At 68.8% G+C, this 14165-nt stretch carries 13 protein-coding genes; 5 read left to right on the top strand and 8 right to left on the bottom strand.

The features are described 5' to 3' along the window. Positions 1 to 42: 42 nt before the first annotated feature. From AC3A6Y_RS10870 to AC3A6Y_RS10850, 5 genes are read left to right on the top strand one after another with little or no spacing between them, the layout of a single operon-like run. Positions 43 to 963, top strand: a complete 921-nt coding sequence (locus tag AC3A6Y_RS10870; RefSeq protein WP_309964537.1) for an AAA family ATPase — start codon at positions 43 to 45, stop codon at positions 961 to 963. A gap of 3 nt (positions 964 to 966) precedes the next feature. Next, entirely contained in the window at positions 967 to 1935 is a 969-nt protein-coding gene (locus AC3A6Y_RS10865; protein WP_487868231.1) for a DUF58 domain-containing protein, read from the top strand. After that, on the top strand, positions 1929 to 3926 hold the full coding sequence (locus tag AC3A6Y_RS10860) for a transglutaminase TgpA family protein (RefSeq protein ID WP_487868230.1): 1998 nt from the start codon (positions 1929 to 1931) through the stop codon (positions 3924 to 3926). Before AC3A6Y_RS10865 ends, AC3A6Y_RS10860 begins: the two co-directional genes overlap by 7 nt. 54 nt (positions 3927 to 3980) lie before the next feature. Next, a complete protein-coding gene (mltB, locus tag AC3A6Y_RS10855) occupies positions 3981 to 5030 on the top strand; it encodes a lytic murein transglycosylase B (protein ID WP_487868229.1) in 1050 nt (349 codons plus the stop codon). Further along, positions 5030 to 5659 carry an HD domain-containing protein gene (locus AC3A6Y_RS10850; protein ID WP_487868228.1) on the top strand — a complete coding sequence of 210 codons (630 nt, stop codon included), beginning with the start codon at positions 5030 to 5032 and terminating at the stop codon, positions 5657 to 5659. Before mltB ends, AC3A6Y_RS10850 begins: the two co-directional genes overlap by 1 nt. Here AC3A6Y_RS10850 and AC3A6Y_RS10845 read toward each other — a convergent pair whose 3' ends face one another. The 8 genes from AC3A6Y_RS10845 to glpD form a co-directional block, all read right to left on the bottom strand. Continuing rightward, positions 5660 to 6217, bottom strand: coding sequence for a histidine phosphatase family protein (locus AC3A6Y_RS10845; RefSeq protein ID WP_487868227.1), 558 nt, complete (start codon positions 6215 to 6217; stop codon positions 5660 to 5662). Positions 6218 to 6304: 87 nt separating this feature from the next. Beyond that, positions 6305 to 8035 carry an ABC transporter substrate-binding protein gene (locus tag AC3A6Y_RS10840; RefSeq protein ID WP_487868226.1) on the bottom strand — a complete coding sequence of 577 codons (1731 nt, stop codon included), beginning with the start codon at positions 8033 to 8035 and terminating at the stop codon, positions 6305 to 6307. 81 nt (positions 8036 to 8116) lie between these two features. Continuing rightward, positions 8117 to 8425: a DUF2160 domain-containing protein gene (locus AC3A6Y_RS10835; RefSeq protein WP_487843260.1), complete on the bottom strand. Its 309-nt coding sequence runs from the start codon at positions 8423 to 8425 to the stop codon at positions 8117 to 8119. Between the two features lie 56 nt (positions 8426 to 8481). Next, on the bottom strand, positions 8482 to 9294 hold the full coding sequence (locus tag AC3A6Y_RS10830) for a carbohydrate ABC transporter permease (RefSeq protein WP_487868225.1): 813 nt from the start codon (positions 9292 to 9294) through the stop codon (positions 8482 to 8484). After that, entirely contained in the window at positions 9291 to 10181 is an 891-nt protein-coding gene (locus AC3A6Y_RS10825; protein ID WP_487868224.1) for a carbohydrate ABC transporter permease, read from the bottom strand. The genes AC3A6Y_RS10830 and AC3A6Y_RS10825 overlap by 4 nt, the downstream gene beginning before the upstream one ends. 82 nt (positions 10182 to 10263) lie before the next feature. Then, a complete protein-coding gene (locus AC3A6Y_RS10820; protein WP_487868223.1) occupies positions 10264 to 11334 on the bottom strand; it encodes an ABC transporter ATP-binding protein in 1071 nt (356 codons plus the stop codon). Position 11335: 1 nt separating this feature from the next. Further along, positions 11336 to 12412 carry an ABC transporter ATP-binding protein gene (locus AC3A6Y_RS10815; RefSeq protein WP_487868222.1) on the bottom strand — a complete coding sequence of 359 codons (1077 nt, stop codon included), beginning with the start codon at positions 12410 to 12412 and terminating at the stop codon, positions 11336 to 11338. Then, a complete protein-coding gene (glpD, locus tag AC3A6Y_RS10810) occupies positions 12403 to 14001 on the bottom strand; it encodes a glycerol-3-phosphate dehydrogenase (protein WP_487868221.1) in 1599 nt (532 codons plus the stop codon). The genes AC3A6Y_RS10815 and glpD overlap by 10 nt, the downstream gene beginning before the upstream one ends. Positions 14002 to 14165: the final 164 nt, after the last annotated feature.

Below are 14165 nucleotides of genomic sequence, written 5' to 3'. Positions count from 1 at the left end.
GGGCCGCGAGGGTTACGGTATTGTTTGCATATGGATACAAAAATGGACGTCGCCGCGAAGCTCGCCAGTTTGCTCGGCCAGCTTAACACGGTGATCGTCGGCAAAGAGGCGCAGGTGCGCGATTGCGTGGCCTGCCTGCTGGCCGGCGGCCACCTGCTGATCGAGGATGTGCCGGGGGTCGGCAAGACCACCCTGGCGCATGCCCTGTCGCACACCTTCGGGCTTCAGTTCTCGCGCGTGCAGTTCACGGCGGACCTGATGCCGGGCGACCTGTCGGGGGTGGCCATCTACGACCGCGTCGAGCAGGCCTTCGTCTTCCACCCCGGGCCGATCTTCGCGCAAGTGCTGCTGGCCGACGAGATCAACCGCGCGAGTCCCAAGACCCAGAGCGCACTGCTCGAGGCGATGGAGGAGAAGCAGGTCACGGTCGAGGGCGAGACCCGCCCGCTGCCCTCGCCTTTCTTCGTGATCGCGACGCAGAACCCGCACGACCAGCTCGGCACCTTCGCGCTGCCCGAATCGCAGCTGGACCGCTTCCTGATGCGCATCTCGCTGGGCTACCCCGACCGCGCGGCCGAGCGCGAGCTGCTCGCCGGCGCCGATCGCCGCGAGATGCTGGCCCGCCTGCCGGCCCTGCTGACCGCCGGCGAGCTCACGGCGCTGCAGCAGCGCGTCCTGCAGGTGCATGCGGCCGAGCCGCTGCTCAACTACGTGCAGGACCTGATCGCCGCGACGCGTTCGGGCCGCTGGTTCTTGCAGGGACTGTCGCCGCGCGCGGGCATCGCGGTGCTGCGCGCCGCCAAGGCGCAGGCGCTCCTGGCCAACCGCGACTACGTGGCGCCCGACGACGTGCAGGCGGTGCTGCCGCAGACCATCGCGCACCGGCTCACGCCGGTCGGCGATGCCGGGCGCGGCGCGGTCGAGCAGGTGCGTGCCATGGTCGCCGCCGTCCCGCTCCCTTGACGCATGACGGCGGCACTGCGCTCGCGCATCGACGGCTGGTTCCTGTCGCGCCGGCCGCCCTCCGACACGCTGGAGCTCACCCAGCGCAACGTCTACATCGTGCCCTCGACGGCGGGCTGGATGCTCGGCGCCACGCTGCTGTTGCTGCTGATCGGGTCCATCAACTACCAGCTCAACCTGGGCTACCTGCTGACCTTCCTGCTGGCGGGCAGCGTGGCCGTCGGGATGCACGTGGGCCACGGCACGCTGCGCGGCCTGGGCCTGCGGCTGATGGCGCCCGATCCGCAGTACGCGGGGGCGGCGGCGGTGCTGCGCGTGGTGTTGAACAACGCGCGGCGCAGCACGCGCTACGGCATCGGGCTGGCGGTGCGCCACAGCGGGCAATGGTCGTGGAGCGACGTGCCGGCGCAGGGCAGCGCGACGGTCGAGGTCGCTTTCAAGCCGGATCGCCGGGGGCTGCATCCGGCGCCCACGCTGACGGCCGAGACCCGCTTCCCGCTCGGCACCTTCCGCGTCTGGACCGTGTGGCGGCCGGCCTCGCAGGTGCTGGTCTATCCCGCGCCCGAGTCGCACCCGCCGCCGCTGCCGGCGGGCGAGCCGCTGGCGGGCCAGGCCGCCTCCTCGGCACTGCGCGCCAGCGTGGCCGGCGAGTACGACGGGGTGCGTGCCTACCGGCGCGGCGATCCACTGAAGCTGGTGGTCTGGAAGCGCGCGGCGCAAGCGCAAGCCGTGGGCTCCGAAGACCTCGTGAGCCGCGATACCCAGCAGGCGCAGCGGCAGGAGCTGTGGCTGGATGCGCAGGCGACGGGGCTGGCCGATCCGGAGGGGCGCCTGTCGCGGCTTTGCGCGTGGGTGCTGATGGCGGATCGGCTGGGCGTGGACTACGGCTTGCGCGTTGCCGGGCGGACGGTAGCGCCTGCGCAAGGGGAGGCGCACAGGCGGCGTTGCCTGGAGGTGCTGGCGCTATGTTGAGCTCCGCATTCAAGCTCCAGGCCCTCCCCCGCGAAGCCCGCGACACGCTCTTCCTGCTGTGCGTGATCGCCCTCATCCTGCTGCCCCAGCTTTCCAACATCCCCTGGTGGTGCAGCACCCTCGCGGCCGTGGTCCTGCTCTGGCGGGGCAGCCTCGCGGTGCAGGCCCGGCCGCTGCCCAGCAAGTGGTGGCGACTCGGCCTGCTCGCGGTCACGCTGCTCGTGACCTACGCCACCCACCGCACGCTGCTGGGCCGCGATGCCGGCGTGACGCTGATCGTGATCCTGCTGGCCCTCAAGACGCTGGAGCTGCGCGCGCGCCGCGATGCCTTCGTGGTCTTCTTCCTGGGCTTCTTCACGATGCTCACGAACTTCTTCTACTCGCAGTCGCTCCTGACGGCTTTCGCCATGCTGCTGGCGCTGCTGGGGCTGCTGACGGCGCTCGTCAATGCGCACATGCCGGTCGGCCGGCCGCCCCTGATGCTTGCGGCGCGCACCGCCGGCTGGATGGCGCTGCTCGGCGCGCCGATCATGCTGGTGCTGTTCCTGCTCTTCCCGCGCATGGCGCCGCTGTGGGGCACGCCCGGCGATGCCATGGCCGGGCGCAGCGGCCTGTCGAACACGATGCGCGTGGGCAGCATCGCGCAGCTGGCGCTCGACGACGGCATCGCCGCGCGCATCAAATTCGACGGCGACCGCGTGCCGGCGCAGCGCAACCTGTATTTCCGCGGCCCGGTGCTGTCGCAATTCGACGGCCGCGAATGGACTGCCTCGCCGCTCCTGTCGCGCGGCACCGCGCAGAACCTGCGCGTGCAGGGCCAGCCCATCGGCTACCAGGTCACGCTGGAGCCCAGCAACCGCCCCTGGCTGCTGACGCTCGACGCCACGCCGCAGAAGCCGGAGCTGGCGGGCTTCGAGCTCTTCGGCACGGCCGACCTGCAATGGCTCGCGAACCGGCCGATCAACGACCTGGTGCGCTACCGCGCCGAGAGCTACACGCAGTTCGACAGCGGGCCGCAGCGGCGCGGCGCCGGGCTGCGGCCCTATGTGGCGCTGCCCCCGGGCTCGAACCCGCGCACCGCGGCACTGGCCGCCCAGATGAAGCGCGACCCCGCCCTCGCCGGCGCAGACACACGCGCCTTCGTCGAGGCTGCGTTGCAGCGCCTGCGCACCGGCGGCTACAGCTACACGCTGGAGCCCGGCCTCTACGGGCAGGAGACGGCCGACGAGTTCTGGTTCGACAGGAAGGCCGGCTTCTGCGAGCACATCGCCTCGGCCTTCGTGGTGCTGATGCGCGCGCTCGACGTCCCGGCACGCATCGTGACCGGCTACCAGGGCGGCGAGCTCAACAGCGTCGACAACTACTGGACGCTGCGGCACAGCGACGCCCATGCCTGGGCCGAGGTATGGCAGGAGGGCGTGGGCTGGATGCGCGTCGATCCGACCGGCGCCGTCTCGCCCGACCGGGTCGGCCAGTTCCAGCGCCTGGTGCCGCAGCCGGGCCTGTTCGCCGGCGCGATGGTCGCCATGAGTCCCACACTGGCGCAGAACCTGCGCGCCGCCTGGGAGGCGGTGAACAACGGCTGGAACCAGTGGGTGCTCAGCTACACCCAGAGCCGCCAGCTCGACCTGCTGAAGAACCTGGGCTTCGAGGCACCCAGCCTGCAGGACCTGGCGATCGTTCTGCTGGCCCTGGTGGTGCTGGCCAGCCTGGCGGGTGCCGGCTGGACGCTGTGGGAGCGCAGCCGGCACGACCCCTGGCTCCGGCTGCTGGGCCAGGCGCGCACGCGGCTCGGGCAGGCCGGCATCGAGCTGCCCGAGGGCACGCCGCCGCGCCAGATGGCCCAGCGCCTTGCCGAACGATTCGGCAACGGCGCGCAGGCCGCGCAGGAGTGGCTGCTGCGCCTCGAGGCGCAGCGCTATGCCGCCACGCCCGGCCCCACGCTGGCGGCCCTGCGCGCCGAGTTCCGTCACCTGCCCTGGCCGCGCTGAAACCACTTGTGTCGCGCGCCGGGCGCTCGCGGTCGGACGGCACAATCGGCACCCATGCGACGCCTCCTCCCGACCGCCTTCTCCCTGGCCCTCGTCCTGCTGGGCGCCGCCCTCCCCGCCTCGGCCCAGAAAGTGGTGCGCGGCGAAACGCCCTACGCCACGCGCGACGACGCGATGCAGTTCGCCGACGACGTGGCCGCCCGGCGCAACCTCGACCGCGCCTGGGTGCGCGCCACCATCGGCAATGCGCGCCTGCTGCCCAACGTGCCGCGGCTGATGCTGCCGGCGCCCCGCGGCACGGCGAAGAACTGGCGCGTCTACCGCAGCCGCTTCATCGACCCGGTGCGCATCGGCGCCGGCGTGCGCTTCTGGCGCGCCAACGCCGCAACCTTGACGCGCGCCGAGGCCGAGTACGGCGTGCCGGCGGAGATCATCGTCGGCATCGTCGGGGTCGAGACCATCTACGGCCGCACCATGGGCAACTTTCGCGTGATCGACGCGCTCGCCACCCTGTCCTTCGACTTTCCGCAGGGCCATCCGCGCGCGGCCGAGCGCCAGGCCTTCTTTCGCGGCGAGCTCGAAAGCTTCCTCAGCACCGAGAGCCGCACCGCCGAGAACCCGATGGTGCCGGTCGGCAGCTATGCCGGCGCGATGGGCATGCCGCAGTTCATGCCCAGCAGCATCGCCAAGTACGCGATCGACTACGACGGCGACGGCCGCATCGACCTGGTCGACAACCCGACCGACGTGATCGGCTCGGTGGCCAGCTACTTCAAGGCCTTCGGGTGGCAGCCGGGCATGCAGCCCATCTACCCGGTGGGCTTCGACGAGGCGCGGCTCAAGAAGGAGGTGCTGCTGGCGCCCGACATCCTGCCCAGCTTCAGCGCCGACAGCTTCGTGGCCGGCGGCGCGGTGCTCGAGGGCGAGGCGCTGCGGCACCAGGGACTGCTGGCGCTGATCGAGCTGCAGAACGGCGCCGACGCGCCCAGCTACGTGGCGGGCACGCAGAACTTCTACGTCATCACGCGCTACAACTGGAGCAGCTACTACGCGATGTCGGTGATCGAGCTGGGGCGCGAGGTGCGCGCCGCGATGGAGAACTGATGCAGGCCGATGCGCGCCATGCCGCCTGGGCCGAGGCCTGGCGTGCGCTGGGCGTGCAGGTGCCGGACAGCGCCCCCCATGACGCCCTCTTCGACGCGCTGCTCGCGCGTTACGGCGAGGCGCATCGTGCCTATCACACCCTGCAGCATCTGGACGAATGCCTCGAAGGCCTGGCGCTCGAGCGCAGCCATGCCAGGCGCCCCGCCGAGATCGCGCTGGCGCTCTGGTTCCATGACGCCATCTACGACGTGCACCGCCACGACAACGAGGCACGCAGCGCCGACTGGGCGCGGCAGGCTCTGCGCGATGCCGGCGTCGACGCCGAGGCTGCGCAGCGCGTGCATGCCCTGGTCATGGCCACGCGTCACCAGGCGCAGCCCGAGGAGGCGGATGCGCAACTGCTGGTCGACATCGACCTCTCCATCCTCGGCGCGCCGGCGCCGCGCTTCGCCGAGTACGAACGACAGATCCGCATCGAGTACGCGCATGTGCCGCCCGAAGTCTTCGAGCCGCGGCGGCGCCGCATCCTCGGCGGCTTCCTGGCGCGCGATCCGCTCTACCTCACGCCGTCGGTTCGCGCGCGCCTCGAGTCGCAGGCCCGCCTCAACCTGCAGCGCGCGATCGCCTGATCAGGCGCCGAACTGCCCGCGCGCCATGACCTGGCCGGCGCGGTCCACCACCACGGCCGCTCCCATCGCCACGGACTCGCCGGTGAATGCCGTGATGTTGACCTGGTGCGTGACCCAGACTTCGAAGGCGCCGGCCGGAATGCGTGCCAGGCCTTCCAACAGAAGCTTCCGGTTCTCGGGCGCGACTTGCGCATTGCCGAAACTGGAGTTGAGCGGCGTCCACAGTTCATGCCCGCCGAAAGCCAACTGCGCCGTGTCCCTGCAGCGGCACCACGCACTGGAGCGCACGGTGCGCGGCCGCAGGCCCCGGCTGCGAAACCATTCGCCGGCCGCGCGGGCCTGGGCCCGGCCCGCATCGCTCAAGTTGCGCTGGGTGTCGCACCGGTCCAGCCTGAAGCCGGGCGGATCGCCCACGCCGGAAGTGGTCTGCGCATGGCGCCACAACACCGCGCAGCGGCCGGCGCGCAAGCGCTCGGCCACGGCGTCCTCGGCCTGCTGCGCATGGGCCCGGCCGGCCAGCGCCGCGGCCAGAAGGATGAATTGGCGTCGCCCGAGCATCGCGCGAGGCTAGCAAAGCCGCGACCCCAAAGCAAAAAGGGCTGCTGTGCCCATGCACAGCAGCCCCCGGCAGAGACGCGCAGTTGATCAGCGCGCCTTGCCTTCCTTCCAGGCCGTCAGCAGCTTGTCGTAGTCGATGGTCTCGCCCTTCGGCTTCTCGTTGGCCAGCTTCTTCCACGGCGCGTGCTGGTCGCTCAGCCACTTGCCGGAATCACCCTTGGCGTTGAGCTTGGGCGCGCACTTGGCCATGCCGGCGCGTTGCAGGCGGCTCATGACGTTGTCCATTTCGTCGGCCAGGTTGTCCATCGCCTTCTGCGGGGTCTTCTCGCCCGTCACCGCCTCGGCCACGTTCTTCCACCAGAGCTGCGCGAGCTTGGGGTAGTCAGGCACGTTGGTGCCGGTGGGCGACCAGGCGACGCGCGCCGGGCTGCGGTAGAACTCGACCAGGCCGCCCAGCTTGGGCGCCATGTCCGTCATCGCCTTCGACTGGATGTCGGACTCGCGGATGGGCGTCAGGCCGACGATGGTCTTCTTCAGCGACGTGGTCTTGGCAGTGATGAACTGCGCATAGAGCCAGGCGGCCGCGGTGCGGTTCTCGTCGTGGGCGGCGAAGAAGGTCCACGAGCCGACGTCCTGGTAGCCGTTCTGCATGCCCTGCTTCCAGTACGGGCCGTTCGGGCCGGGCGCCATGCGCCACTTGGGCGTGCCGTCGGCATTGACCACCGGCAGGCCCGGCTTGGTCATGTCGGCAGTGAAGGCCGTGTACCAGAAGATCTGCTGCGCGATCTGCCCCTGCGCGGGCACCGGGCCGGCTTCGCCGAAGGTCATGCCAGTGGCTTCGCGCGGCGCGTACTTCTTCATCCAGTCGACGTACTTTGTGAGCGCGTAGACCGCCGCCGGCGAGTTGGTGGCGCCGCCGCGCGACACGCTGGCGCCCACCGGCGTGCACTTGTCGTCGCCCACGCGGATGCCCCACTCGTCGATCGGCAGCCCGTTGGGCGTGCCGATGTCGGCGGTGCCGGCCATCGAGAGCCACGCATCGGTGAAGCGCCAGCCCAGCGACGGGTCCTTCTTGCCGTAGTCCATGTGGCCGTAGATCGGCTTGCCATCGATCGTCTTCACGTCCACGCTGAAGAACTCGGCGATGTCCTCGTAGGCGCTCCAGTTGAGCGGCACGCCCAGGTCGTAGCCGTACTTGGCCTTGAATTTCTCCTTCAGGTCCGGGCGCGCGAACAGGTCGGCGCGGAACCAGTAGAGATTGGCGAACTGCTGGTCGGGCAGCTGGTAGAGCTTGCCGTCGGGTGCGGTCGTGAACTTGGTGCCGATGAAGTCCTTCAGGTCCAGCCCGGGATTGGTGTACTCCTTGCCCTTGCCGGCCATGTAGTCGGTCAGGTTCATGACCTTGCCGTAGCGGTAGTGCGTGCCGATCAGGTCGGAGTCGGAGATCCAGCCGTCGTAGATCGACTTGCCCGACTGCATGGAGGTCTGCAGCTTCTCGACCACGTCGCCTTCCTGGATCAGGTCGTGCTTGACCTTGATGCCGGTGATCTCCTCGAAGGCGCGAGCCAATGTCTTCGACTCGTACTCGTGCGTGGTGATCGTTTCCGACACCACCGAGATCTCGCGCACGCCCTTGGCCTGCAGTTTCTTGGCGGCGTCGATGAACCATTTCATCTCCGCGGTCTGCTGGTCCTTGCTCAGGGTCGACGGCTGGAATTCGCTGTCGATCCATTTCTTGGCCTCGGCTTCACCCGCCGAGGCGCTCTGCATGGCGAGCGCCGCCGCTGCCAGTGCCAGCGCTGTATAGCGAATCTTCATGGATGTCTCCTCTAGGTGCTTCCCGGTGTTGTGCAGATCCCGGCCCCGGGAAAGCGAAGAGCCGGACAGCGTGAAAAGAATTCAGCCCTTGCGCATCACCAGGGCGAGCACGAGCATCGACAGCACGAAGCTGATCCAGATCGAGGGCTCGGCCTCCAGCGCCAGCCATTCCTGGAACTTGCCGGCCAGCCCGATGAAGATCAGGTTGATGTAGGCCGCGATCAGCAGGCCGATGAAGAGGCGGTCGCCGCGCGTCGTCTCCATGGGCAGCCAGCCGCGGCGAAGAGTCGTCGGCGACTTGAATTCCCATACGGTCATGCCGACGAGCATCAGCGCGATGCAGCTGAAGAAGACCGCCACCGGGGTGGTCCAGACCATCCATTCGAACATTCCAAACTCCTTTCTTCTTGTCCCCACTCCCGCTCGCGGGAGAGGGAGTGAGTCGATCAGACCCGCCCCATCGCGAAGCCCTTCGCGATGTAGTGCCGCACGAACCAGATCACGATCGCGCCCGGCACGATCGTCAGCACGCCCGCCGCCGCCAGCGTCGCCCAGTCCATGCCCGAGGCGCTCACGGTGCGCGTCATGGTCGCCACGATGGGCTTCGCATTCACGCTGGTCAGCGTGCGCGCCAGCAGCAGCTCGACCCAGCTGAACATGAAGCAGAAGAAGGCCGCGACGCCGACGCCCGCCTTGATCAGCGGCAGGAAGATCGTGAGGAAGAAGCGCGGGAAGGAATAGCCGTCGATGTAGGCCGTCTCGTCGATCTCTCGGGGGATGCCGCTCATGAAGCCTTCCAGGATCCACACCGCCAGCGGCACGTTGAAGAGCAGGTGCGCCAGCGCCACGCCCAAGTGCGTGTCCATCAGCCCCACCGTCGTGTAGAGCTGGAAGAAAGGCAGCAGGAACACCGCCGGCGGCGTCATGCGGTTGGTCAGCAGCCAGAAGAAGACATGCTTGTCGCCGAGGAAGGAGTAGCGCGAGAAGGCATACGCTGCCGGCAGCGCCACCGTGAGCGAGACCACGGTGTTGATGCCCACGTAGATGAGGCTGTTGATGTAGCCCGAATACCAGGACTCGTCCGTGAAGATGCGCGCGTAGTTGGCCCAGGTGAAGTTCTGCGGGAAGAAGGAGAAGCTCGAAAGAATCTCCTCGTTCGTCTTGAAGCTCATGTTGACCATCCAGTAGATGGGCAACAGGGCGAACAGGATGTAGAGCAGCAGGAAAATGCTGCGCTTGCGGAAGCGTTGTTCATTCATTGGGGTTCCTCCACCGCCTGCGTGCCGACGCGCTGCATCCAGTTGTAGAGAACGAAGCAGAACAGCAGGATGATCAGGAAGTAGATCAGCGAGAAGGCCGCCGCCGGGCCCAGGTCGAACTGGCCCACGGCCTTCTGCGTGAGGTACTGGCTCAGGAAGGTGGTGGCGTTGCCCGGCCCGCCGCCCGTGAGCACGAAGGGCTCGGTGTAGATCATGAAGCTGTCCATGAAGCGCAGCAGCACCGCGATCATCAGCACGCCGCGCATCTTGGGCAGCTGGATGTAGCGGAACACGGCGAAGCGGCTGGCACCGTCGATGCGCGCGGCCTGGTAGTAGGCGTCGGGGATGGAGCGCAGGCCGGCATAGCACAGCAGCGCCACCAGCGGCGTCCAGTGCCAGACGTCCATCACCAGCACCGTGAGCCAGGCATCGGTCGCGCTGCCCGTGTAGTTGTAGTCGACGCCCAGCTTCTGCAGGGCCCAGCCGAGCAGGCCGATGTCGGCGCGGCCGTAGATCTGCCAGATGGTGCCCACCACGTTCCAGGGGATCAGCAGCGACAGCGCAATGATCACCAGCACGGCGGAAGAGCGCCAGCCGGTCGATGGCATCGACAGGGCCAGGCAGATGCCCAGCGGGATCTCGACCAGCAGCACCGCCAGCGAGAAGCCGAGCTGACGCCACAGCGCTCCGTGCAGTTCGTCGTCGCGCATCACCGCGGCGAACCACTCGGTGCCGACGAAGACGCGGCGCTCCGGCGAGATGATGTCCTGCACCGAGTAGTTGACCACCGTCATCAGCGGCACGATGGCCGAGAAGGCCACGCACAGCAGCACCGGCAGCACCAGCCACCAGGCCTTCTGGTTGATGGGCTTGGTTGTTCCGTTCATGTCTGCCCCCACGCTCGGCACTTCGTGTCCTCGCTGCCCCCCAAGGGGGCGCGAGCTTGCTTGAAGCGGTTCTGCGCTGCGCTCATGCCACCAACTCCTCGTCGCGGTAGAAGCACGTATGCGCATCCACCACCTTCAGCCAGACCGGCGAACCCGCCGCCGGCACCTGCACGTCGGAAGGCAGCCGCGCCTTGATCACGCTTTCTCCCGCACGCGCCGTCAGCATCTGGTGCGTGCCCACGTCCTGCACCTGCACGACGGTCGCGGCCACCGCACCGGCCGCGCCGGGCTCGGCCAGCGTGACGTACTCGGGACGAATGCCCAGCTTGAGCGCGCCCTCGGGCAGCGTGCGCTGCGTCGTGAGCCGCATGCCCGCGACTTCGAGCGACCAGCCGCTGCTCAGCACCGGCAGGAAGTTCATGCCCGGCGAGCCGATGAAATGCCCGACGAAGGTATGGGCCGGCCGCTCGAACAGCGCGTCGGCGCTGCCCACCTGCACCGCCTTGCCGCGGGTCATCACCACCACCTCCTCGGCGAAGGTCAGCGCCTCGACCTGGTCGTGCGTGACGTAGATCAGCGTGAGCTTGAGCTCGCGGTGGATCTGCTTGAGCTTGCGCCGCAGCTGCCACTTGAGGTTGGGGTCGATCACCGTCAGCGGCTCGTCGAAGAGCACGGCCGATACGTCGCTGCGCACCAGCCCGCGGCCGAGCGAAATCTTCTGCTTGGCATCGGCCGCCAGGCCGGCGGCACGCTGGTTCAGCTGGCCGCTCATGTCGAGCATCTCGGCGATTTCGCCCACGCGCTTCCTGATCTGCTCGGGGGGCAGCTTGCGGTTGCGCAGCGGGAAAGCCAGGTTTTCGGCCACGGTCATGGTGTCGTAGATCACGGGGAACTGGAACACCTGGGCGATGTTGCGCTCCTGCGGCGACGCGTGCGTGACATCGCGCCCATCGAAGCTCACGGTGCCGCGCGAGGGCACCAGGAGGCCCGAGATGACGTTGAGCATGGTCGTCTTGCCGCAGCCCGAGGGGCCGAGCAAGGCGTACGCGCCGCCGTCGCGGAAGCTCATCTGGAGCGGCAGCAGCGCATAGTCGCTGTCCTGCGTGGGGTTGGGGCGATAGGCATGCGCCAGGTCGAGGTCGATGCGTGCCACCTCAGCCTCCTTGCTTGCGCCAGGCGGGCGCTACGGCCAGCCGTTCGGCAGTGTCGAACACATAGGCCTGCGCGGCCGGGAAATACAGCGTGATGGCGGCCCCGAGCTCGAAGCGGTGCACGCCGGTCAGCTGGGCCACGAGTTCGCCCACCAAGGTCTCGACGTGCACGAAGGTGTCGGAGCCCGAGATCTCGGCCAGCTCGACCTTGCCCGGAATCGCGATGTCGCCCTCGCCCTGCCGCACGTCCAAGGCGCTGGAGCGCAGGCCGATCGTGACGGCGCCCTCGACGCCCGGCGAAAGCGTGAGCGGCACCAGCGGGCCGCCGGCCAGTTGCACGCCACCGGCGGCCACGCGCCCGGCCAGCAGGTTCATCGGCGGATCGCTGAAGGCGCGTGCCACGCGCAGCGACTGCGGCGCGTGGAAGACCTCGGCGGTCGGGCCGTACTGCAGCATCTCGCCGGCATCCATCACCGCCGTGTAGCCGCCCAGCAGCAGGGCCTCGCCGGGCTCGGTGGTGGCGTAGATCACGGTCGAGTCGCCGGTGGCGAAGAGCTGCGTGAGTTCCTCGCGCAGGCCTTCGCGCAGCTTGTAGTCGAGGTTGACCAGCGGCTCGTCGAGCAGCACCAGCGGCGCATTCTTGGCCAGCGCGCGCGCCAGCGCCACGCGCTGCTGCTGGCCGCCGGAGAGCTCGGCCGGGTAGCGGTCGAGGAACATGCCGATGCTCAGCTTCTCGGCCAGCTCGCGCACGCGCGCCTCGACGTTCTTCTCGCCGCGCAGCTTGAGCGGCGAGCCGATGTTGTCGGCCACCTTCAGCGAGGGGTAGTTGATGAACTGCTGGTAGACCATCGCCACGTTGCGCTCGCGCACCGGCACGCCGGTCACGTTCTTGCCGTCGACCAGGACCAGCCCCGAGGTGGGCGTGTCCAGCCCGGCCATCAGCCGCATCAGGCTGGTCTTGCCGGCTTGCGTGGCGCCGAGCAGCACCGTCACCGCGCCGTGCCTCGGCGCGATGCTCTGCTCGTAGAGCCAGGTTTGCGCGCCCACCTTCTTGGTGATGCGCTCGAGTGTCAGCTGCATGCAACTCCTTCTTGCTGTTCTTGAGCGCGGGCCTGCTGCTGCATCCAGGCACCGACCCGTTCGCGTTCGTCCGCCGTGAAATGCAGGCCCAGCTTGGACCTGCGCCACAGCACGTCCTCGCCGCTGCAGGCCCACTCCTCCTCCCGCAGGTAGCGCAGCTCGCGCTCGTGCAGGCCGGGGGCCACGGCACGGCCCATGTCGTTCATCGATTGCGCCCCGCCGATCACGGCCGAGACGCGGGCGCCATAGGCGCGCGCCAGGCGGCGCGCCAGCGCGGCATCGAGCCACGGATGCTTCGAACGGACGGCGGCGACGAAGCGGTCGAAGTCTTCGTCCGGGCGCGCGGCGGCGCCGATCCAGCCCGAGAGGTCGCCGCCTGCCAGGAAGGCGCCCTCGGTCCAGGCCGGGCGCGCTTCGCCGAGCATCCGGCCGACCTCGTCGGCCGCGTCCTCCGAGAGCTTGCGGAAGGTGGTGATCTTGCCGCCCCACACCGACAGCAGCGGCGCCGCGGCGGTGTTCGATTCGAGCATGTAGTCGCGCGTCACCGCCGAGGGATCGCCCGAGGCATCGTCGAGCAGCGGGCGCACGCCCGAGTAGGTCCACACCACGTCGGCCGGCACGATCGGCTTTTCGAAATAGCGGCTGGCCTGCGTGCAGAGGTAGTCGATCTCGTCCGCGCCGATGCGCGCCGCGCCGGGGTCGTCGCCGCTCAGCTCGATGTCGGTGGTGCCGATCAGCGTGAAGGCGTCCTGGTAGGGGATCGCGAAGATGATCCGCTTGTCGGGGTTCTGGAAGATGTAGGCATGGTCGTGCGCGAAGAGGCGCGGCACCACGATGTGGCTGCCCTTGACCAGGCGCAGGTGCCGGGTCGCCAGCGCCTCGCCCCTGGCAGACTGCGCCACGCCGCGCAGGAAGGACTCGGCCCAGGGGCCCGCGGCGTTCACCACCGCGCGAGCGCGCACCGTGCGCAGGCCGGCCGGGCCTTCGAGCACGGCGGTCCAGCCGTCCGCATCGCGCTGCGCGCTGACGCAACGCGTGCGCGTCAGCACCTCGGCGCCCTTGGCGCGCGCATCCAGCGCATTGAGCACCACCAGCCGCGCATCGTCGACCCAGCCGTCCGAATACACGAAGCCGCGCTTGAACTGCGGCTTGAGCGGCGCACCGGCCGCATGCGCGCGCAGGTCCACCGAGCGCGAACCCGGCAGCACCTCGCGGCGGGCCAGATGGTCGTAGAGGAAGAGGCCCATGCGCACCATCCACGCGGGCCGCATCGACGGGTCGTGCGGCATCACGAAGCGCAGCGGCCACATGATGTGCGGCGCACTGCGCAGCAGCACCTCGCGCTCCTGCAGCGCCTTGCGCACCAGCGCGAACTCGTAGTACTCCAGGTAGCGCAGCCCGCCGTGGATCAGCTTGGTGGAAGAAGAAGAGGTGTGCGCCGCGAGGTCGTCCTTTTCGCACAGCAGCACGCGCCAGCCGCGGCCCGCCAGATCGCGCGCGATGCCGCAGCCGTTGATGCCGCCGCCGACGATCAGCACGTCGCACGCGGCCTGGGCGTTGGCCGAGGAGGATGGAGGGGATGCGCTCACGTTCTTGGATCGGGTCTCTGTAGGTCTCTCGGGGAGTCTCGAACTCTGCTCGAAGCATTTTCGCTTTTTTTCATTTTGGTTCCTTAAGGCGCGATTTTCCTAGTCGTTAACCCTTAAGAGTCTTCGTTTTCTTTCGTTCTAAAGTAGCCTGCCCTGCGCTCTCT

Source organism: Variovorax sp. Soil_C_17 (genome assembly GCF_057657265.1).
Note: the sequence above shows the minus strand (reverse complement) of the source record. Positions and strands in the feature narration are given on the sequence as shown.